The sequence below is a fragment of the Barrientosiimonas humi genome (genome assembly GCF_006716095.1).
In the GTDB taxonomy this organism is placed as follows: domain Bacteria; phylum Actinomycetota; class Actinomycetes; order Actinomycetales; family Dermatophilaceae; genus Barrientosiimonas; species Barrientosiimonas humi.
Map to the genome: position 1 here is coordinate 1,153,085 of NZ_VFOK01000001.1, position 20,723 is coordinate 1,173,807.

Consider the following 20,723-nt stretch of genomic DNA (forward strand, 5'->3'; position numbering starts at 1 on the left):
GGGCCACTGTGGCACGGCTGACAGGTGGCGTCGGCATACTGCCCGAGTGGCAGACGTGCGCGAGACCTTCGACGCGACGTACGGCCCGCTCGTGGGATGGACCACCCGGCTGGTCGGTGACCCCGACGTCGCCCACGACCTGGTGACCGAGGCGTTCGCGCAGCTGCTGCGTGGGCGCGGGCGGGGCCGGCTCGACGGCCCCCACGACTGGCTGTACGCCTGTGTCGCCGGGCTCGTGCGCGACCACTGGCGTGGTGAGCCGGACAGCAGACCCGTGCGGCCGCCGCTGCGCCGCGCGCCCGCCACCGCCGCCGGCTCGCCGCAGGACCCCGAGCTCAGCGGGCAGCGCCCGGCGCTGCAACGGGTCGTGCAGCAGCTGCCCGACCGCTGCCAGCAGACCGCGCTGCTGCACTTCTACGCCGGGCTGCCGGTCGAGCGCATCGCGGCGGCCACCGGCCGGTCGGCGAGCGCGGTCGAGCGCGAGCTGAGCGACGCCGGGCGGTTGCTCGCCGACGCGCTGGCGGAGGTGCCGTGAGCGAGCGGGACAGCCGTGACCCGCGCCCGGTCGAGGAGTTCTTCGCCGCCGAGCGCGCGGCGGTGCACCCGGCCGAGGCGGGGGAGGACCGGTGGGAGCAGATCGTCCACCAGTCGACCCGCGGCGGGCGCCCCTGGTTCGCCCTGTTCATGGGGGCGCTGGGCGCGCTCGCGGCCGTGGTGCTGTTCTGGTCGACCCAGCAGGCGCCGTTCGGCGAGGGGTCGGTCGACCCCGGCCGCGAGGTCGAGGCCGCGACCAACAACGCTCCGGTCGAGGCCAGCGGCGACCCGCGCGACACCTCCCCGGCGCAGGCGCCGATCGAGGTACCGGCGTCGTTCGTGCCGTGGTCGATGAGCAATGCGGGCAGCGGCACGGTCTTCGCCATGGGCGCCGCGCCGTGCGGCGCCGACGAGGAGGTGTGCCCCACGGTCGTGCGCAGCACCGACAACGGCTCGACCTGGACCGCCGTGCACCGCTTCCAGCGCACCGACACCGCCAGCGTCACCAGCGACGAGGTGCCCCGCATCCAGCCGCCGCGGGCCGTCAGCGAGGTCCGGTTCGCCACGCCGAAGATCGGGTACGCCTTCGGCGGCGACCTGTGGATGACCCGCGACGCGGGCCGCTCGTTCACCCGCTACGCCCACCCCGGTCAGACCGTGCTCGACGTCGAGATCTTCCGCGGCGACGTGCTCGTGCTGAGCGCCGACGGCTGCTCCCAGGGCCGCTGCTCGGGGCCGTTGATGCTCTCGCGCACCACCGTGCAGGCCGGTGCGGTGCAGCAGCCGGTCGCCGTGCGTGACCTCGACACCCCGGTCGACGACGCGCAGGTGGTGGTGCGCGACGGCGCGGTCTACGTGCAGCCCTACCGCGTCGACGCCGGCAACGTCGGCTCCCCGTGGCGCCTGGAGGAGAACCAGCTGGTGCCGATGACCGCGCGCGACGGCTGCGGCACCAACCCGCTGCAGTCGCTGACCGCGTCCACGAACGGTGCCGGCACCCTGTTCGCGCTGTGCGGCGGCGACCTGCGCGGCGACCAGGCGGAGTACCGGCTGATGCGCAGCGACGACCGCGGCAAGACCTGGCGCCCGGCCACCACGACCCCGGTCGTGCTCCCGCGCGTCGGGCGGCTGACCCTGGCCGCGAGCGACGCCCAGCACCTGGCCGTCGCGACCGGGGGGCCGCGCCAGGTGTCGGCCCCGACCCGGGTCACCGACCTGTCGCGGCTGCTGCAGGTCACCGACGACGGCGGCAAGACCTGGCGTCCGGTCGACCAGCCGCAGCCGCCGCCGCAGGGCTTCGACTGGGTCGCGAGCCCCGGCGGCCAGGAGCTGTACGCCATCACCCGCTCCGGCACGAGCGTCTGGCGCTCGGCCGACCTGGGCGCCACCTGGCAGCTGGTCGACCCGACCAAGCCGGTCAACCCGCCGCCGAGCTCCTCCCCACCGCCGACCTCGGGGGAGCCGTCGTCCCCGTCGGGCTCGCCCACCTCGCCCTCTGCGAGCCCCGCGTCGCCCACGACCTGAGCGGGGCGCACCCGGCTGGGTGCCGGGCACGCGGTGTCGGGCCCCGATGTCCAGGCTGGCGTCAGGGCTGCCTGACATGCTGAGCGCATGAGTGAGGCCGAGGCGCAGCTCCCTGCGGGATACCCCAGCGCGTGGGAGGCCGACGTGGTGCTGCGCGACGGCAGCGTCGCCCAGGTCCGCCCGATCACGCCCGCCGACACCGAGGCGCTGCAGCGCTTCCACGGGTCGCAGTCGGAGGAGTCGATCTATCTGCGCTTCTTCGCGCCGCTGCGCGAGCTGAGCGACCGTGACGCCAAGCGCTTCACCCACGTCGACTACCGCCAGCGGGTCGCCCTGGTCATGTTCATCGGCGACGCCCTGGTCGGCATCGCCCGCTACGACCGGCTCGGCGGCCCCACCGACGGCACCGCCGAGGTCGCCTTCAACGTGTCCGACGCCTTCCAGGGCCGCGGCATCGGGTCGGTGCTGCTGGAGCACCTGGCGGCCATCGGGCAGGAGGCCGGTGTCGAGCGCTTCGTCGCCGACGTGCTCCCGCAGAACCGCAAGATGCTGTCGGTCTTCCGCGACGCGGGCTACGAGGTCAAGCACCGGTTCGACGACGGCGTCGTGGCGCTGCGCTTCGACATCCGGCCCACCGAGCAGAGCGAGCAGGTGCGCGCCGACCGCGAGCAGCGCGCGGAGTCGGTGAGCGTCAAGGCGCTGCTGTCGCCGCAGTCGGTGGCGGTGATCGGGGTGAGCACCCGCGACCCCTCGGTGGGCCGCACCGTGCTGCGCAACCTGCGCGACTCCGGCTTCACCGGCGACGTCTACGGCATCAGCCGCGAGGGCGAGGAGATCGACGGCCACCCGACCTACGCCAGCCTCGCTGACCTGCCCGGCCCGGTCGACCTCGCGGTCCTGGCGGTCCCGGCCGACTCGGTCCTCGACGTCGTACGCCGGTGCGCGGCGCGCGGGGTCAAGAGCCTGCTCGTGGTGTCGGCCGGGTTCGCCGAGGCCGGGCCCGAGGGCGTGCGCCTGCAGACGCGGCTGCTGCGCGTCGCGCGCACGCACGGGATGCGGGTCGTCGGGCCCAACAGCTTCGGGGTGATCAACACCGCGCCCGAGGTGTCGCTCAACGCCTCCCTCGCCCCGGGCATGCCGGGCCCGGGCTCGCTCGGGCTGTTCGCGCAGAGCGGCGCGCTCGGCATCGCGATCCTGGAGCTGCTCGGCAACCGCCGGCTCGGGCTGTCGGCGTTCGTCTCGGCCGGCAACCGGGTCGACGTCAGCGGCAACGACCTGATGCAGCACTGGTTCGACGACGAGCGCACCAACGCCGTCGGGCTCTACCTGGAGTCGATGGGCAACCCGCGCAAGTTCTCCCGCATCGCCCGCCGGCTGGCCGCCCGCAAGCCGGTGATCGTGGTGAAGTCCGACCTCACCGCGTTCGGCACGCCGCGCGGCCACCGGGTGCGCAACACCAAGGCGCGGCCGCAGGCGTTCCGCTCGATGCTGCGCCAGGCCGGTGTGATCCGGGTCGACAGCGCGCACCAGATGTTCGACGTCGCCCAGCTCGTGGTCAACCAGCCGCTGCCGGCCGGTGACCGGGTGGCCGTGGTCGGCAACGCCGACGCGCTCGGGGTGCTCGCGGCCGACGCCGCGGCCAGCCGCGGCCTCGACGTGACGCACGGCCCGGTGTCGCTGCAGCCCGAGGCGTCGGCGGGGGAGTTCGAGGACGCGCTGACCGCCGCGTTCGAGGACCCCGACGTCGACAGCGTCATCGCCTGCTTCATCCCGCCGCTGGCCACCGACGGGCTCGAGGTCGCCCGGGTGCTGGCCCGCACCAGCGCCCAGCACCGCAAGCCCTGCGTGTCGACCTTCCTCGGCATCCACGGCGTCCCCGACGCCCTGTCCGCGCTCACCCCGGACGGTGTCGAGCAGACCGTGCCGTCGTACTCCATGCCCGAGGACGCCGTGCGCGCGCTGGCCGCCGCGACCCGCTACGGCGAGTGGCGCCAGCGCGACCGCGGCCACCTCGTCGCGCCCGAGGGCATCGACCGCTCGCGCGCCGAGGAGATCGTGCGCGGTGTGCTGGAGGAGTCGCCGCAGGGGCGCCGGCTGCGCGGCGACGAGCTGGACGCGCTGCTCGGGTGCTACGGCATCTCGCTGTGGCCGGTGCGCGCCGTCGCCGACCCCGACGAGGCGGTCGCCGCGGCGCGCGAGCTCGGCTACCCCGTGGTGCTGAAGTCGGTGTCGCCGCTGGTGCGCCACCAGCCGGTCACCGCGGTGCGCGCCGACCTCGGCAGCGACGCCAGCGTGCGTGAGGCCTTCGCCGCGCTCGACGCGCGGCTCGCCCCGCTGCACGCCAACCGGTTCGTCGTGCAGCGCATGGCCACGCCCGGCATCGCCTGCGTCCTCGGCACCAGCGAGGACCCGCTGTTCGGCCCGGTGGTGCGGTTCAGCCTCGGGGGAGCGCCCACCGAGCTGCTCGACGACATCGGCTATCGCATCCCGCCGCTGAGCACCGTCGACGTGCGCGACCTGATCGGCTCGGTCAAGGCGGCGCCGCTGCTCAACGGCCACCGCGGCGCGGCTCCCGTCGACCGCGCCGCGCTCGAAGACCTCGTCGCCCGGGTGTCGGTGCTGGCCGACCAGCTGCCCCAGGTGGTCGACCTGGAGCTCAACCCCGTCAACTGCCACCGCGACGGGCTCGAGGTGCTCGGCGCCAGCGTGAGCATCGCCCCGCCCGAGCGCCGGGCCGACACGGGACGCCGGTCGCTGACCTAGGTCAGTGCCACAATGCCGCCCATGCCGTCGACACCACCCGTGACCAGCGAGTCGCTGCCCGCCGACCTGCTCGAGGAGATCCAGCAGGCGGGGTACTACCCCGCGCTCGTCAGCGACGTCGTCGCCGCCGCGCTCGCGGGCGAGGCCGTCGAGGCGCACCTGGTCCACCAGGAGACGACGCTCGACCACGACGCCGCGGTGCGCCGGCACATCACGGTGCTGGCGCTCACCGCAACCCGGCTGGTCATCGCCCACGCCGACGACCATGCGGCCGAGCCGGGCGCGGGCGGCTCTGCGGCCGGCGGCGCCGGCTCGGTCGCCACCGCGACCACCGAGACCGTCCCGCTCAGCCTGGTGCGCGGCGTGATGCTGACCCACGTCGTCGCCGACCCCGACCGCTACACCAGCGGCAGCCTCGGGCGCGAGCTCACCCTGACCATCGGTTGGGGCACGGTCTCGCGCGTCGACCTGCTGCCGGCCGCCTGCGCCGACCCGCAGTGCGAGGCCGACCACGGCTTCGAGGGCACCATCACCAGCGACGACATCGCGCTGCGGGTCAGCGCCGACGCCGAGGGCGAGCACGTGCTGCGCCAGGCCCACGCCTTCTCCGCCGCCCTGTCCGGCGCGGTCGGCCACCGCTGATCCGGTGACCGACGCACCCACCCCGCTGCTCCCGCGGTACGACAGCGGCGGCCTGGCCGGGGTCCTGCCCCGGGTCGTGGGCTCGCTCGGTGTGCGACCGAAGGGCGCCGCGGCCGACGTCCTCGCCGCCGCCGGCGCCGCGCCGCTGCCGCCCGCCCGCCGAGCCGTCGTCGTGCTCGTCGACGGCCTCGGGCTGTCCCTGCTCGAGCAGCGCCGCGGCCACGCGCCGTTCCTGCGCTCGCTGCTCGGGGAGGCCACCCCGCTGACCGCCGGCTTCCCGGCGACCACCGCGACGAGCATGGGCTCGTTCGGCACCGGCCTGCCGCCGGGCGCGCACGGCCTCACCGGTTACCAGGTGCGCGACCCCGACACCGGGCGGCTGTTCAACGAGCTGTCCTGGGAGGACGGTCCGCGACCCGAGCGCTGGCAGCCCGACGACACCTGGTTGCAGCGAGCCACGCGCGGTGGCGTCGCGACCACGATGGTGGGTCCGGCGTACTTCGACGGCTCCGGCCTCACCCGCGCCGCCCTGCGCGGGGCCACGTTCGCCGCCGCCGACGACCTGCCCGAGCGGGTCGACGCCGCCCTGGCCGCGGTGCGCGCCGGCCGCCGCGCGCTGGTCTACCTCTACTGGGGCGAGGTCGACCGCGTCGGGCACGAGCTCGGGGTCGCCTCGCCCGCGTGGGGCGCCGAACTCGAGCGCGTCGACGCCGAGCTGCGCCGGCTGCACGGGTCGCTGCCGCCCGACTGCTCGCTCACCGTCGTCGCCGACCACGGCATGGTCGACGTGCCGCTCGACGCCCGGGTCGACGTGGCCCACGACCTCGAGCTGGCGGCCGGGGTCGAGGTCGTCGGGGGAGACCCGCGCGCCGCCCAGCTGTACTGCCTCCCCGGAGCCGCCGACGACGTACGCCACACCTGGGCCGCCCGGTTCGGCGACCTCGCGTGGGTGCGCACCCGCGAGCAGGCCGTGGCCGACGGGTGGTTCGGTGCGGTGGCCGAGCGGGTGCTGCCGCGCATCGGCGAGGTGCTGGTCGCCTTCCACGCCGCGCACGCCGTCGTCGACAGCCGGGTGATGCGCGAGCCGCTGCTGAGCCTGGTCGGGCAGCACGGCTCGCTCACCGAGGCCGAGCTCACCGTGCCGATGCTGCACCTGCCGGCCGCGCGCCCCGCGTGAGCGCGATCTAGGGTGGCTGCCCGTGGCTGAGCTGGTGTTCTTCTCCGGGACGATGGACTGCGGCAAGTCCACCCTGGCGCTGCAGATGGACCACAACCACCGCGCCCGCGGTCGCTCCGGGCTGGTGATGACCAAGCTCGACCGGGCCGGCGAGGCGGTGCTGTCCTCGCGGCTGGGGCTCTCGCGCGACGCGCTCGAGGTGCGCGACGACCTCGACCTGTGGGACCTCGTGGTCGACCAGATGACCCACGGCCGCAGCATCCACTACCTGATCTGCGACGAGGCGCAGTTCTACACGCCCGCCCAGATCGAGCAGCTCGCGAGCATCGTCGACGAGCTCGGCATCGACGTCTACGCCTTCGGCATCACCGCCGACTTCCGCACCCAGCTGTTCCCCGGGTCGCGCCGGCTCATCGAGCTCGCCGACCGCACCCAGGTGCCGCAGGTCGAGGCGCTGTGCTGGTGCGGCCGCCGCGCCACCCACAACGCCCGGGTGGTCGACGGGCACATGGTCGTCGAGGGCGAGCAGGTCGTCGTCGGCGACACGGGCGACGGCGACGACGGTGACGTGCCCGTCGGTACGGTCGAGTACGAGGTGCTCTGCCGCCGCCACTACATGCGCCGGATGACCTCGCACGCCGCGCGGGCGCACGCCGGCGACCCCGACGTCCTGCCGTTCGACCTCGACCTGTGCCCGCTGCCCGGCGCCTCGAGCTGAGGCTGGCCGCTCGCCCCGCGGGTCGATATCGACCCGATCTGCCCGGTGCGGAGGGTGCAGGTGTGTCGTTCCGGGCCGGTATCGACCCGATCTGCCCGGTGGGCGCCGCCGTCGCCCGCGTGGATGAGCCCCACGCCGGCTCCCAGGTTGGATAATGCGCGCATGGACCAGGGGAGCGATCGCGTGACCGCCCGCACCCCCGCCCCGCCCCCCGGGCGCCGCGACCCGCACGACCGGCGCGACCCCACCGCGCCGCAGGCGCGCCGGCCCGACACGACCCGGCCGATGCCGGGCGAGGGGCGGCCCGGCGACGGCGTACGTCGGGGGTCGGCCGATCACGACGCCGCACCTCCCGCGGCGCACCCACGGCGCGAGACCGCCGCCGCGGCCGGGCGCGGGCTGCTGCGCGGCGGCAAGGCCGTCGGCCGGGTGACGGCGCGGGCCGGCAAGGGCACCGTGCGCATGGCGCGCCGCGCGAGCGAGGCCCAGGGCGCCGGTGAGACCGGGCTGCACCGGCTGATCCAGGTGCACGCGTTCAGCTCAGCCGGTGACACCGCGGTGATGGTGGGCCTGGCCGGGACGCTGTTCTTCCAGGTGCCGCAGGGCCAGGCCAAGAGCCAGGTGCTGCTGTTCCTGCTGCTGACGATGCTGCCGTTCGCGATCGTCGCCCCGCTGATCGGACCGTTGCTCGACCGGTTCCGGCACGGCCGGCGCTGGTCGATCGGCGCCACGCTCGCGCTGCGGGCGTTCCTGTGCTGGGTGCTCGCCGGAAGCATCACCGAGCAGTCGACCTGGCAGTTCCCCGCGGCGCTCGGGGTGCTGGTCGCCTCGAAGGCCTACCTGGTCACCAGATCCTCGGCCACGCCCCGGCTGCTGCCCGACCAGCTGACCCTGGTCAAGGCCAACGGCCGGCTGTCGCTCGCGGGCACCGTGGGCGCCGGCATCGGCGGCGGGCTCGCCGGGCTCGCGGCCCAGCTCGGCGCCGAGTGGGCGCTCAAGGTCGGCTTCGTGCTGTTCGTGATCGGCACGATCCTCGCGGTGCTGCTCTCACCGCGCGTCGACTCCGCGCAGGGCGAGCAGCAGGCGTCGATGCGCGACCTGGTCGATGAGTCCGAGGGCGGTCAGCGGCGCGGCATCTCCGGCTCGCTGGTCACCGCGCTGCGGGCCAACGCCGGGCTGCGCTGGCTGTCGGGCTTCCTCACGATCTACCTGGCGTTCCTGCTGCGCGAGCACCCGTTCCCCGGCTGGGAGGACAAGGGCACGCTGCTGCTGGCGCTGGTCATCGGCGCCGCCGGTGTCGGCAACGCGATCGGCACCATGACCGGCGCCCTGGTGCGCACCAGCACCCCCAAGGTCATCGTGCTCGCGACGTTGCTCGCCGACGCCATCGTCGCGGTGGTCACGGCCGCGCGGTTCAACGTCTACACCGCCGTCGCGCTCGCGCTCGTCGCCGGCATCGGGCAGCAGATGGGCAAGCTCGCCCTCGACGCCCTGATCCAGGACACCGTCGCCGAGCGCATCCGCACCTCGGTGTTCGCCCGCTCCGAGACGCTGCTGCAGCTGTCGTGGGTGCTGGGTGGTCTCGTCGGCGTGCTGCTGCCGACCACGGCGCTGCTCGGCATGACCACCGCCGCCGTGCTGCTCGTGCTGTGGAGCGTCGCCGTCGTGATCTGGAACAGCGGGCGCCACATCCCCGGCCCCAGGGTGGGCCGCCGCCGACGCGCCGGCGACGTGTCGGGCGAGCGGGCCCGGCCGGGGGAGGAGCCGGCGTACGACGAGGACGATGCGATGGCGTACGGCGGGGTGGGGGGCGGTCGCCCCGGTCGCTACAACGAGCGGGGCTACCGCGACGAGTGGCGTGCCGGCGACGACCGCCCCGCGACCCGCCCGGTGCCGCAGCCGCGCGACCGCGGGGACTACCGCACCGCGGCGTTCGCCGACCACGACCGCGGTGGCGGCGAGGGGCCGTACGCCGACGAGGAGACCACCCAGTCGCTGCGCCGCGACGAGTCGTGGCCGCGCCCGCCCCGCTCCGGCGCCCCCGACGCCGACGACCGCCGCGACCGCTGGCGCAGCCGCTTCGGCGACGAGCACTGACCCGCCGCCTGCATTTCGTACGTCAACGCACGATCTGAGCGGCCGGCTCGCGGGATTGCGGGGTGGGCGTCTGCATTTCGTACGTCAACGCACGATCTGCAGGGCGCGTCACTCCTCGGTGCGGGGGCGGGAGCCGAACATGATGTCGTCCCAGCTCGGCACGCTGGGGCGGCCGCGGCGGGCACCGCTGGAGCGCTGCGGCACCGACTCGGCGGCGGACGGGCCCTCGTCGGCGTCGCGCGCGGCGGTCTCTGCGCCCTTCGACGCGCCCTTGGACGAGCCCTTCGCCTCGTCCGTGCCGCGCGCCTGCCCGGCCGCGTCGTCCGACGTCGGCTCCTTCGACGTCGCTGCGTCCGGGCCCCCGCTGCTGGCCTCACCGGAACCACGGCCCGACCGCTCGTCGGCGGCGTCGTCGTCGTCGTCGGTCGAGGTCGCCTGCTCGACCTCCGGCTCGCCCGCGCGCTTGGTCGCGCGCCGCCGCCGCGACCGCTTCGGCTTGGCCGCCTGCTTGGTCTCGCGGCTGTCGGAGACCGCCTCGAGGTCGTCGAACAGGTCGGCGGTCCCGGTCACCGGGTCGTGCCGCGGGCCTTCCTGGTCGTCCACGTCGTCGCGGTCGCCCGCAGCCTCGTCCGTGTCGTCGTCGGCGTGCTCGCCTGCCCCGTCGGCCAGGTCCGGGACCTCGAGCTCCTCGGTCCGGTCCACGACGTCCAGCTCTGCGGTGTCGTCGTCGCCTGCTCGCTGGTCCAGCTCGTCCTCGGGCGGGCCGTCGAGCTCCTCGGGCCGCGCGTGCGAACCGTGCGGCGGCTCGGGGGCGTCGGCCAGCCGCAGCCGCTCGACCGGACGCGCCTGCTCAGGCATGTCCTCAGGAGCGATCGGGGTGTCGGTGGGCGCCGGGCGCTTGCGCGACGGGCGGCGCTTGCGGGTCGCGGCGCGCTGCCGCATGGCCGACATCAGGTCGACCGCCTCGTCACCCTCGCCCGCGTCCTCACCGGACGCGCGCTGCCCGCCCCGGGCCTCGCCCTCGGCGTCCGGCCGGTCCGTGCCGCCCTGGCCCGGCTCTGCCTGACCAGCCTTGCCCTTGCCCGACGGGCGCGCCCGCACCGCGGCGGCGACGCCACCCTCGGCCTCGACGTCGTACACCGTGCTGTTGCGCCCCGACGGCGCGATGGCCGGCGCGGGGAGCGGGCCCGAGGCCTGCTCGTCCTCACCCAGCCAGCGGGCCTCGTCGTCGGCGGCGATCAGCGTGCGGTCGGTCGGGGCGAAGCGCCACGAGGCCCGCCGCTCGCGGCCGCCGGCCGGGAACAGCGCGACGACCAGCCAGCTGGTCTCGTCGTCCTTCCAGGCGTCCCAGGAGACGCGCTCCATGTCGACGCCGCGCTCGGTGAGCCGCCGGATGACGCGGGTGCCGAGGGTCGGGGCGACCTCGCCGTGGCCGCGGCCGCGCAGCTCGACGGCACGGGCCAGGCTGGCGACGTAGTCACGCTCGGCGCGGATCGGCGGCTCGTAGCGGCGGACCTTCTCGACGTCCCACCCGGAGCGCTCGGCGACCTCGTCGACGCTCGCGCCGGACCGGATCAGGCTCTGCACGTCGCGGGGGCGCATCGGCTCGGGCTCGGCCCCCTCGGGCGAGCCGTCACCGCGCGGCCGCTCCCGGCGTACGGCCTCGCGCAGCGCGGCGTCCACGGGCACCCGGAAGCGCTGACCGTCCTCGTCGGACAGCAGCAGGTGCTCTCCGTCCTCGTGGATCCCGACCAGTCGCAGGTCCTGCATCGCGTTCGTCCTCCCGTAGGGCCGAACGGCCCTTGTCGTCACCCGTGGCGCGCAGCCACCCGCAGGATGCCACCCGCACCACCTGGGCGCTCGCAGGGCACGCCGCGCGAGTAGCGTTCAGTTGTGCGCGAACGCCGGTCAGAACCCCAGCTCAGCTCTCCCATCGCCGACCCCGCGGACCCCGCCGGCCAGCAGGACCAGAAGGCGGTGCCCGGTGCGGTGGACCCCTCGTCGGTGACGCCCGACGAGCAGGTGCTCGAGCCCGAGACCGATCCGCAGGCCGGCCCCGAGGAGGAGGAGCTGCCGCCGTACGACGCGGTGCTGGTGCTGTCCTTCGGCGGGCCCGAGGCCCCCGAGGAGGTCCTGCCCTTCCTGCGCCGCGTCACCGCCGGCCGCGACATCCCCGACGAGCGGCTCGAGGAGGTCGGCGAGCACTACTACCTGTTCGGCGGCCGCAGCCCGATCAACGAGCAGACCCGCGCGCTGCGCAAGGCGCTGCACGACGAGCTGCGCCGCCGCGGCATCGCCACCCCCGTGCTCATCGGCAACCGCAACAGCGACCCGTTCCTCGTCGACGCGCTGCGCGAGGCGCACGACCAGGGCTTCCGCAAGGTGCTCGTCGTCACGACCAGCGCCTACTCCTCCTACAGCTCCTGCCGGCAGTACCGCGAGAACCTCGCGGAGGCGCTGGACGAGCTGCGCGAGGAGGGCCGCGAGCTCGAGGTCGCGAAGGTCCGTCAGTACGCCACCCACCCCAGCTTCGCGCGCACCAACATCCGCCTGGTGACCGAGGGCGTACGCCAGATCGGGCAGGACGACGACGCCAAGCTGCGCGTGGTGTTCGTGACCCACTCGATCCCGGTCGCGATGGACGACACCTCCGGCCCGGGCGACGGCGAGGGCAACCTCTACTGGCACCAGCACGACGAGCTGGCGCACGTGATCCTCGACGAGGTCGGCATCACCCTGGACCGGTCGATCGAGGGTGCGCTGGTCTACTGCTCGCGCAGCGGCCCGCCGAGCCAGCCGTGGCTGGAGCCCGACGTCAACGACCACCTGCGCCAGCTGCGCGAGCAGGGCATCACCGACGTCGTGGTCGCCCCGATCGGCTTCGTCAGCGACCACATGGAGGTCAAGTACGACCTCGACACCGAGGCCGCGCAGACCGCCGAGGAGATCGGCCTGAACATGCTGCGCGTGCCGACCGTGGGCGTCGACCCCGAGTTCGTGAGCGGGCTGGTCGACCTGCTGCAGGAGCGCGCCGCCGAGGAGCGCGGCGAGCAGGTGGTGCTGCAGGCGTGGCCGGGCGAGGCGATGCCCTCGATCTGTGCGCCGGGCTGCTGCCCCAACCTGCGCACGGCGCTGCCGGCCGCGTGCGGTCGCGACTGATGGGGCCGCAGCTGTCGACCGCGGCGCTCGCGACCCTCGAGCGCCTGGCGCGCGACCTCGCGGTCGAGGCCGGGCGCCTGGTGATCGAGCGCCCGCACGGTCTCGGCGTCGCGGCGACCAAGTCGAGCGAGACCGACGTCGTCACCGTCATGGACCAGCGCAGCGAGCAGCTGCTGCGCGACCGCCTCGCCGCCGAGCGCCCCGACGACGCGATCCTCGGCGAGGAGGGCGACAGCGTGCCCGGCACCAGCGGGATCACCTGGGTGCTGGACCCGATCGACGGCACCGTCAACTACCTGTACGACATCCCGCAGTACGCCGTCTCCGTCGCCGCCTGCGTCGGCGACCCCACGACGCCGGGCGCCTGGGAGACGGTCGCCGGCGCGGTCTACCACCCCTCGCTCGGCGAGCTGTTCCACGCCCACCGGGGCAGCGGGGCGTTCCTGCGCACCGACGCCGGCGACGTCGAGGCGCTCTCGGTGAGCGGCGAGACCGCGCTCGGCCGCTCGCTGGTGGGCACCGGGTTCGGCTACGCCGCGGACGTACGCCGTCGGCAGGGTGAGATCGTCGCGCGCGTGCTGCCGCAGGTGCGCGACATCCGGCGCGCGGGCAGCGCCGCGATCGACCTGTGCTGGGTGGCGGCCGGCCGGCTGGACGCTTACTACGAGTCCGGGCTCAACCCGTGGGACCTCGCCGCCGGTGCGCTGGTGCTCACCGAGGCCGGGGGAGCGCTGCGCGGACCCGGCGGCGAACCGGCCCAGACGCGGCTCACCGTGGCCGGCCCGCAGGCGCTCGTCGACCAGCTCGCCCCGCTCGTCGACACCCCCTGACCCACCCCCCGAGGCGGTCGCGAGACGCCCTCGGGCGGCCCTCGGAGGGGGGCGACCGGCGCACCGTCCACCCCTTCGGACCGTGTGTCCCGCGTCACGGAATGCCCGGCACCTGTCCGACGTTCGGGAAGGCACCGGGCGGATATCACCCCGGGTGTCGCGGTGGCGAGCGGGATGAGGCACAATCCCCGCCGAACCTGGCACGCGGTCGTGGTCTTCGACGCATGGCGCACGGAACCACCACGCAGCCCGGCACTGGGCATCTGCATCTGTGAGGAGTGAGCATGGCGACCGACTACGACGCACCGCGCAAGACCGACGACGACCTCAACGAGGACTCCATCGAGGAGCTGAAGTCCCGGCGCGTCGACAAGACCGCCAGCAGCGTCGACGTCGACGAGACCGAGCAGGCCGAGGGCTTCGAGCTGCCGGGCGCCGACCTGTCGGGCGAGGAGCTGTCGGTGCGGGTGCTGCCGCGCCAGGCCGACGAGTTCACCTGCTCGCGCTGCTTCCTGGTGCACCACCGCAGCCAGCTGGCCGGCGAAGAGGGCGGCCTCCCCGTCTGCACCGAGTGCGCCGCCTGACCGGTGAGCACACCCCAGGGCGCTGACCCCGCCTGCACCGTGCCGGTGCAGCGGCTCGACCCTGGTCTGCCACTGCCGACCTACGCCCACCCGGGCGACGCAGGCCTCGACCTGCACGCACGGGTGGGCGTCGTGCTGCAGCCGGGGCACCGCGCGCTGGTCCCGACCGGCATCGCGCTCGCGCTGCCCGAGGGGTTCGCGGCGTTCGTGCACCCGCGCTCGGGGCTCGCGGCCCGGCACGGCGTCACGACCCTCAACAGCCCGGGCACGGTCGACGCCGGGTACCGCGGCGAGATCCAGGTCAACCTGGTCAACCTCGACCCGCGCGAGACGTTCACCGTCGAGCGCGGCGACCGCATCGCCCAGCTGGTCGTGCAGCGCGTCGAGCAGGTGCGGCTGGTCGAGGCCGATTCGCTGCCGGACAGCGTTCGGGGCCAGACTGGGCACGGAGCCAGTGGTGGCTTCGGCAGCGCCGTGACGGACCCGTCACGGACGACGACGACAGCAGCAGGGGACTGAGCCCGTGGGCATCTTCCGGCGCAACAAGCGTGACGACGACCGGGTCGAGGTCGACGACGCCGTCGAGAGCGACGAGACCGACACCGAGGTCGACGACGTCGACGGGGCCGGCAGCAGCGACGACACCGGCACCGAGCGCGCGGCCGACCCGACCGACGAGCGTGCCGCCGACGGTGACGCGGCCGACGCCGGCGAGGACGACGTACGTCAGCGGTTGCCTCGTCCGCACGACCTGGACCGGTCCGAGGGCCCGTTCGACCGGGCCGAGATCGACGACCTCGGCGAGCGGCTCGACCTGGGCGCGCTGGTGCTCAGCCCGTTCGCCGGCAGCGAGCTGCGGCTCGACGTCGACGAGGCCGGGCAGACCATCACCGGCGTGACCGTGGTGTCGGGCGAGTCGGCGGTGCAGGTGCAGGCGTTCGCGGCGCCGAAGTCCAGCGGTGTCTGGGACGACATCCGCGACGAGATCGCCGACAACCTGATCGCGAACGGCGGCACCGCCGAGGAGAAGCTCGGCACGCTCGGCATCGAGCTGCACGCGCGGATGCCCGCGCGCGGCAACGACGGCCGCACCACCTATTCGCCCGTCCGGTTCGTCGGCGTCGACGGACCGCGCTGGTTCCTGCGCGGCGTGCTGTCGGGCCGGGCCGCGGTCGAGGACAGCGCGGCCGAGCCGCTGATGACCTTCCTGCGGCAGGCGATCGTCGTGCGCGGCAGCGAGGCGCGGGCGCCGCGCGAGCTGCTGGAGCTGACCATCCCGCAGGAGCTGCTGCAGCAGGCCGAGGCCAACGCGCAGCCGGTCGACGACAAGCCCGGGTCGGTCGATGACCTCAAGCCGTTCGAGCGCGGGCCCGAGATCACCGAGGTGCGTTGACGATGCCCACCCGGCACGAGGCAGGCTGGCGCAAGGTGCTCGGCCGGCTCACCCGGCCCGACGAGCAGCTGGAGGCCGAGGAGAAGCGCGAGACCAGCGCCCAGCTCGGCGGCACCCCGATCTGCGACGTGCACGACCGCGAGCTCGCCCAGGTCTGCGGCGAGGTGCGCGCGGTCAGCGTGCGCCCGCGCAGCGACCAGGTGCCCGCGCTGGTGGTCGACCTCGACGACGGCAGCCAGGCGATGCGCCTGGTGTGGCTCGGGCGCCGGCACATCGCCGGCATCGAGCCGGGGCGCTACCTCAAGGCCAGCGGCCGGGTGTGCGTCAAGGGCGGGGTGCCGACGATCTTCAACCCCACCTACGAGCTGAAGACCGGCGGCCGGCCGCCGCAGTGAGGCTCACCGCAGTGCGGCTCACCGCCGTGGCGCTGAGCGCGTGAGGCTCACACGTCCTCGCGGCTGACCGTGCGGATCTCCTCCGGGCGCCGCCCGGTGAGCATCGACGCCAGGTCGATCTCGGCCTCCGGCGTGGTGATGAACAGCAGCTCGTCCAGCGCCTCGATCGAGTCGTCCGCGGCGGGCGCGATGGGCTTCTCGTCGCGGATGATGCAGGTGAGCACCACCTCCGCGGGCAGGCTCAGGTCCGCGACCCGGCGACCGACGTACGGGCTGTCGGCCGGCAGGGTGATCTCGGTCATCGTGGCCCGGCCCTGCTGGAACTCGAACAGCCGCACCAGGTCGCCGACGCTGACCGCCTCCTCGACCAGGGCGGTCATCAGGCGCGGGGTCGAGACGGCCACGTCGACGCCCCAGCCCTCGTCGAACATCCACTCGTTGCGCGGGTTGTTGACCCGGGCGACCGTGCGCGGCACCCCGAACTCGGTCTTGGCCAGCAGCGACACGACGAGGTTGACCTTGTCGTCACCGGTCGCGCAGACGACCACGTCGCTGTGCTGCACCGACGCCTCCTGCAGCGTGGTGATCTCGCAGGCGTCGGCGAGCAGCCACGACGCGTTCGGCACCGAGCCGGTGCGCGCGTCGGCGTCGTTGTCGATGAGCAGCACCTGGTGCTCGTTGTAGAGCAGCTCCCGGGCGATCGAGCGGCCCACGCTGCCCGCGCCCACCACGACGACGCGCATCAGTCGTCCTCGCGCGGGGGAGCGGCGAACAGCTGCTCCACCGACGGCAGTCGGTCGGCGGTGGTGATGACGTGCACGAGGTCTCCCTCCTGGTGGACCATGTCGGGCGTCGGGAGCATCCCGGCGCCGAGCCGGGTGACGTAGGCGACGGTGACGTCGCCCGCGGCGGCGACCTGGGCGTACGGCGTGCCGACCCAGGCAGTGTCGAGCGGCACCTCGGCCACGACGACGTTGCCGCTGGGGTCGGTGTGCACCGAGACCGCGCCCTGGGGGAGCAGCCGGCGCAGCACCTGGTCGGCGGTCCAGCGCACGGTCGCCACGGTGGGGATGCCGAGCCGCTGGTAGATCTCGGCGCGGCCGGGGTCGTAGATGCGGGCGACGACGTGCTGCACGCCGAACGTCTCGCGCGCGACCCGGGCCGAGAGGATGTTGGAGTTGTCGCCGCTGCTGACGGCGGCGAAGGCGTACGCCTCCTGCACCCCGGCCTCGACGAGGGTGGCCCGGTCGAAGCCGACGCCCTGCACCCGGCGCCCCTCGAAGCGGGTGCCGAGGCGGCGGAAGGCAGCGGGGTCACGGTCGATCACGGCGACCGTGTGCCCCTGGTCCTCGAGGTTCATCGCCAGGGTGGAGCCGACGCGGCCGCAGCCCATGATCACGACATGCACGGCGGCGACGCTACTCCGTCCGAGACGGGATAGGTGCTCGGCCCCGGCCGGACCTACACTCCTCGTTCGTGCCCATGACCGGTCGAATCCTCAAACGGCTGCTGGTCGGCCGGGCGATGCGCAGCGACAAGATGGGCGAGACCCTGCTGCCCAAGCGCATCGCGCTGCCGGTGTTCGCCAGTGACGCGCTGTCGTCGATGGCGTACGCGCCCGACGAGATCTTCCTGACGCTGTCCCTCGCGGGCGGCGCGTTCGCGGCCACCCACTCCTGGCAGATCGCGCTGTGCGTGGTGATCGTGATGGCGGTCGTCATCGCCTCCTACCGGCAGAACGTGCACGCCTACCCCTCCGGCGGCGGCGACTACGAGGTCGCGACGGTGAACCTCGGTCCGCGCGCGGGCCTGGGTGTCGCGAGCGCGCTGCTGGTCGACTACGTGCTCACCGTGGCGGTGTCGATCTCCTCCGGCGCGCAGTACGCCGCGACCGCGGTGCCCGCGCTGCGCGGCCACGAGGTGCTCATCGCCGTCTCGGCGATCGTCCTGCTGGCCGCGATGAACCTGCGCGGCGTGCGCGAGTCGGGGACGCTGTTCGCGATCCCGACCTACCTGTTCCTGGTCACCATCATCGGGATGGCGCTGCTCGGCCTGATCAAGCTGTTCACCGGCACGCTCGGCACGGCCGACAGCGCGCAGTACGACCTCGCGCCCGAGACGGGGTACGACCAGCTCGCCGGGTTCGCGATGTTCTTCCTGCTGCTGCGCGCGTTCAGCTCCGGCTGCGCCGCGCTCACCGGTGTCGAGGCGATCAGCAACGGGGTGCCGGCCTTCCGCAAGCCCAAGAGCCGCAACGCTGCGACCACGCTGCTGATGATGGGCCTGATCTCCACCACGCTGCTCGTCGCGATCGTGGTGCTGACGATCCGCACCGGCATCAAGTTCGCCGAGGACCCCGGCGCCCAGCTCACGCTCGACGGCGCTCCGGTGGGGGAGGCGTACGTCCAGGACCCGGTGCTCGGCCAGCTGGCCGCGGTGGTGTTCGACGGGTTCGGCCTCGGCATCGTCCTGGTCGCGGTGGTGACCGGCGTGATCCTGGTGCTGGCCGCCAACACCGCGTTCAACGGCTTCCCGGTGCTGGCCTCGATCCTGGCCCAGGACAGCTGGCTGCCGCGTCAGCTGCGCAACCGCGGCGACCGGCTCGCCTTCTCCAACGGCATCCTGATCCTCGCCGCGGCCGCGGTGTTCCTCGTGATCCTCTACGACGCCGAGGTCACCAAGCTCATCCAGCTCTACATCGTCGGGGTGTTCGTCTCGTTCACGCTGAGCCAGATCGGCATGATCCGGCACTGGAACCGCGAGCTGGGCGCCGGCCCGGAGCCGGCCACCGCGACCCGGATGCGCCGCTCGCGCGCGATCAACGCGGTGGGTGCGGCCATGTCGGGCACCGTGCTGGTCGTCGTGCTCGCGACGAAGTTCCTGCACGGCGCCGGTTACGCCGTGGCGGCCATGGCCGTCCTCTACGTGATGATGCTCGCGATCCGCAAGCACTACCGCTCGGTCAGCGCGGAGCTCGCGATCGACGACGGCTCGCTGGAGGACCAGGTGCTGCCCTCGCGGGTGCACGCGGTGGTGCTGGTCTCCAAGATCCACAAGCCGACGATGCGCGCGCTGGCGTACGCCCGCGCCACCCGGCCCTCGACGCTCGAGGCGCTCGTGGTCGACGTCGACCACGAGGAGACCCAGGCGCTGGTCGGCGAGTGGGAGCGGCGCGACATCCCCGTCACGATCAAGGTGCTCGCGAGCCCCTACCGCGAGATCACCCGCCCGATCGTGGACTACGTGCGCTCGATCCGGCGCGACAGCCCGCGCGACGTGGTCATGGTCTACATCCCGGAGTACGTCGTCGGCCACTGGTACGAACAGCTCCTGCACAACCAGTCGGCGCTGCGGCTCAAGGCCCGGCTGCTGTTCACCCCCGGCGTGATGGTCGCGAGCGTGCCCTGGCAGCTGCACTCGGCCGAGGGCGTCGACAAGCAGGAGACGCCGGCGCCGGGGGCCACCGGCGTGCGGCACGGGCAGTGACCCCGCCCCGCTCCCGCCGCGGCCGGCCGCAGCACGGCCGCCGCGGTCGTCGTGGCCCCACCCGCCAGCCGCAGGGCACGTCGCTGGTCGGGCAGCGGTTCGTCGTCGAGGTCGAGGACGTCGCCCACGGTGGGCACTGCGTCGCCCGGCACGACGGGCGCGTGGTCTTCGTGCGGCACACGCTGCCGGGGGAGCAGGTCGTGGTCGAGGTGACCTCGGGCACCGACCGCACCTCGTTCCTGCGGGCCGACGCCGTCGAGGTGCTGCGGGCCGCGCCGCAGCGCCGCGAGGCGCCGTGCCCGGTCGCCGGCCCGGGTGGGTGCGGCGGGTGCGACTGGCAGCACACCGACGCGGCCTTCGGCCGCGAGCTCAAGGCGCGCGTGGTGCGCGAGCAGCTGCGCCGGCTGGCCGGGCTCGACCTGCCCGTCACCGTCGAGCAGGTGCCGGGCGACGAGGAGGGGCTGCGCTGGCGCACGCGCCTGGAGCTGGCCGTCGACGACGCGGGCCGCGCCGGGCTGCACCCGCACCGCTCGCACGAGGTCATCCCCGTCGAGGACTGCCTCATCGCCACCCCCGCGGTCGTCGGCTCCGGCGCGGTCGGCAGCGAGGGCAACCACGGGGTGCGCGCGCTCGACGTCGCCGCGACCTCGACCGGCGACGTGGTCGTCACGCCGCGTCCGTCGCGCGACCCGGCGCCGGTCGTGCACGAGCAGGTCGCCCTGCGCGGTCACACGCTCGACTTCGTTCTCGACGCCACCGGCTTCTGGCAGGTCCACCCGGGCGCCGCGCGCACCCTCGTCACGGCCGTGCTCGACGGGCTGCGGCCGCGCCAGGGCGAGCTCGTGACGGACCTGTACGCCGGTGTCGGCCTCTTCGCGGCCGAGCTGGCCCGCCGGGTCGGACCGACCGGCCAGGTCGTCGCCGTCGAGGGCGATCGCCGGGCCGCGGAGCACGCGGGCGACAACCTCGCCGGCGTCCCGTGGGCCGAGGCCGTGCACGCCGACGTGACCCGGTGGGTGACCGAGGAGCCCGAACCGCTCGCGCAGAGCGACCTGGTGGTGCTCGACCCCCCGCGCACCGGCGCCGGCAAGGACGTGCTGACCGCCCTGCTGGCCGGTCGGCCGCGCGCCGTGGCCTACGTCGCCTGCGACCCGGCGGCGCTCGCCCGCGACCTCGCGACCGCGAAAACCCTTGGCTACCAGGTGGACTCGCTGCAGGCGTACGACCTGTTCCCGATGACCCACCACGTCGAGTGCGTCGCGGTGCTCACCCCGACAGAGGGACCGCCCGAGCTCGAGCCGCTCGACCCGTCCTGACGACGGCGGTGCGCCCGGCCCTCGATCGTTGCGCCGGGTTAGGCGAGCCTTCCGGACTAGCCTGGGGGTGGACGTGATTCACTTGTCTTGACGTCAAGATAAAAC

The 20,723-nt window shown here is 74.3% G+C and carries 18 protein-coding genes; 15 read left to right on the forward strand and 3 right to left on the reverse strand.

All coding sequences use genetic code 11. The features are described from left to right. The first annotated feature begins 46 nt into the window (after positions 1-46). The 7 genes from FB554_RS05430 to FB554_RS17570 all read left to right on the forward strand — a co-directional run bounded on the left by FB554_RS05430 (position 47) and on the right by FB554_RS17570 (position 9,455). Positions 47-535 carry an RNA polymerase sigma factor gene (locus tag FB554_RS05430; RefSeq protein ID WP_170206789.1) on the forward strand — a complete coding sequence of 163 codons (489 nt, stop codon included), beginning with the start codon at positions 47-49 and terminating at the stop codon, positions 533-535. Beyond that, on the forward strand, positions 532-2,058 hold the full coding sequence (locus tag FB554_RS05435; RefSeq protein WP_142005042.1) for a sialidase family protein: 1,527 nt from the start codon (positions 532-534) through the stop codon (positions 2,056-2,058). The genes FB554_RS05430 and FB554_RS05435 overlap by 4 nt, the downstream gene beginning before the upstream one ends. Before the next feature lie 87 nt (positions 2,059-2,145). Further along, entirely contained in the window at positions 2,146-4,821 is a 2,676-nt protein-coding gene (locus FB554_RS05440; RefSeq protein WP_142005043.1) for a bifunctional acetate--CoA ligase family protein/GNAT family N-acetyltransferase, read from the forward strand. A 21-nt stretch (positions 4,822-4,842) separates the two neighbouring features. Continuing rightward, positions 4,843-5,463, forward strand: a complete 621-nt coding sequence (locus FB554_RS05445) for a DUF5998 family protein (protein WP_236022285.1) — start codon at positions 4,843-4,845, stop codon at positions 5,461-5,463. A gap of 4 nt (positions 5,464-5,467) precedes the next feature. Beyond that, positions 5,468-6,640, forward strand: coding sequence for an alkaline phosphatase family protein (locus FB554_RS05450; protein ID WP_142005045.1), 1,173 nt, complete (start codon positions 5,468-5,470; stop codon positions 6,638-6,640). A 22-nt stretch (positions 6,641-6,662) separates the two neighbouring features. Then, positions 6,663-7,358 carry a thymidine kinase gene (locus FB554_RS05455; RefSeq protein ID WP_142005046.1) on the forward strand — a complete coding sequence of 232 codons (696 nt, stop codon included), beginning with the start codon at positions 6,663-6,665 and terminating at the stop codon, positions 7,356-7,358. Positions 7,359-7,520: 162 nt separating this feature from the next. Continuing rightward, positions 7,521-9,455 carry an MFS transporter gene (locus FB554_RS17570; RefSeq protein WP_236022286.1) on the forward strand — a complete coding sequence of 645 codons (1,935 nt, stop codon included), beginning with the start codon at positions 7,521-7,523 and terminating at the stop codon, positions 9,453-9,455. A gap of 108 nt (positions 9,456-9,563) precedes the next feature. Here the strand turns inward: FB554_RS17570 and sepH are convergent, their stop codons facing one another. After that, on the reverse strand, positions 9,564-11,225 hold the full coding sequence (gene sepH / locus FB554_RS05465) for a septation protein SepH (protein WP_142005047.1): 1,662 nt from the start codon (positions 11,223-11,225) through the stop codon (positions 9,564-9,566). Between the two features lie 123 nt (positions 11,226-11,348). Here sepH and FB554_RS05470 point away from each other — a divergent pair, with 123 nt between their 5' ends. The 6 genes from FB554_RS05470 (at position 11,349) to FB554_RS05495 (ending at position 15,816) form a co-directional block, all read left to right on the forward strand. Then, positions 11,349-12,614: a ferrochelatase gene (locus FB554_RS05470; RefSeq protein WP_338070554.1), complete on the forward strand. Its 1,266-nt coding sequence runs from the start codon at positions 11,349-11,351 to the stop codon at positions 12,612-12,614. Continuing rightward, positions 12,614-13,444 carry an inositol monophosphatase family protein gene (locus FB554_RS05475; RefSeq protein WP_142005048.1) on the forward strand — a complete coding sequence of 277 codons (831 nt, stop codon included), beginning with the start codon at positions 12,614-12,616 and terminating at the stop codon, positions 13,442-13,444. The genes FB554_RS05470 and FB554_RS05475 overlap by 1 nt, the downstream gene beginning before the upstream one ends. 284 nt (positions 13,445-13,728) lie before the next feature. Next, positions 13,729-14,028, forward strand: a complete 300-nt coding sequence (locus tag FB554_RS05480) for a DUF4193 domain-containing protein (protein ID WP_142005049.1) — start codon at positions 13,729-13,731, stop codon at positions 14,026-14,028. 3 nt (positions 14,029-14,031) lie between these two features. Further along, positions 14,032-14,547 carry a dUTP diphosphatase gene (gene dut / locus FB554_RS05485; protein WP_142005050.1) on the forward strand — a complete coding sequence of 172 codons (516 nt, stop codon included), beginning with the start codon at positions 14,032-14,034 and terminating at the stop codon, positions 14,545-14,547. A gap of 4 nt (positions 14,548-14,551) precedes the next feature. After that, on the forward strand, positions 14,552-15,421 hold the full coding sequence (locus FB554_RS05490) for a DUF3710 domain-containing protein (RefSeq protein ID WP_142005051.1): 870 nt from the start codon (positions 14,552-14,554) through the stop codon (positions 15,419-15,421). A 2-nt stretch (positions 15,422-15,423) separates the two neighbouring features. After that, a complete protein-coding gene (locus FB554_RS05495) occupies positions 15,424-15,816 on the forward strand; it encodes an OB-fold nucleic acid binding domain-containing protein (RefSeq protein WP_236022287.1) in 393 nt (130 codons plus the stop codon). Positions 15,817-15,863: 47 nt separating this feature from the next. Here the strand turns inward: FB554_RS05495 and FB554_RS05500 are convergent, their stop codons facing one another. Further along, positions 15,864-16,559: a potassium channel family protein gene (locus FB554_RS05500; protein ID WP_142005052.1), complete on the reverse strand. Its 696-nt coding sequence runs from the start codon at positions 16,557-16,559 to the stop codon at positions 15,864-15,866. Beyond that, entirely contained in the window at positions 16,559-17,224 is a 666-nt protein-coding gene (locus tag FB554_RS05505) for a potassium channel family protein (protein ID WP_142005053.1), read from the reverse strand. Before FB554_RS05505 ends, FB554_RS05500 begins: the two co-directional genes overlap by 1 nt. A gap of 74 nt (positions 17,225-17,298) precedes the next feature. Between FB554_RS05505 and FB554_RS05510 the strand changes: the two genes are divergently transcribed. Then, positions 17,299-19,302: an APC family permease gene (locus FB554_RS05510; RefSeq protein ID WP_142005054.1), complete on the forward strand. Its 2,004-nt coding sequence runs from the start codon at positions 17,299-17,301 to the stop codon at positions 19,300-19,302. After that, positions 19,299-20,618 carry a class I SAM-dependent RNA methyltransferase gene (locus FB554_RS05515; protein ID WP_142005055.1) on the forward strand — a complete coding sequence of 440 codons (1,320 nt, stop codon included), beginning with the start codon at positions 19,299-19,301 and terminating at the stop codon, positions 20,616-20,618. The genes FB554_RS05510 and FB554_RS05515 overlap by 4 nt, the downstream gene beginning before the upstream one ends. Positions 20,619-20,723: the final 105 nt, after the last annotated feature.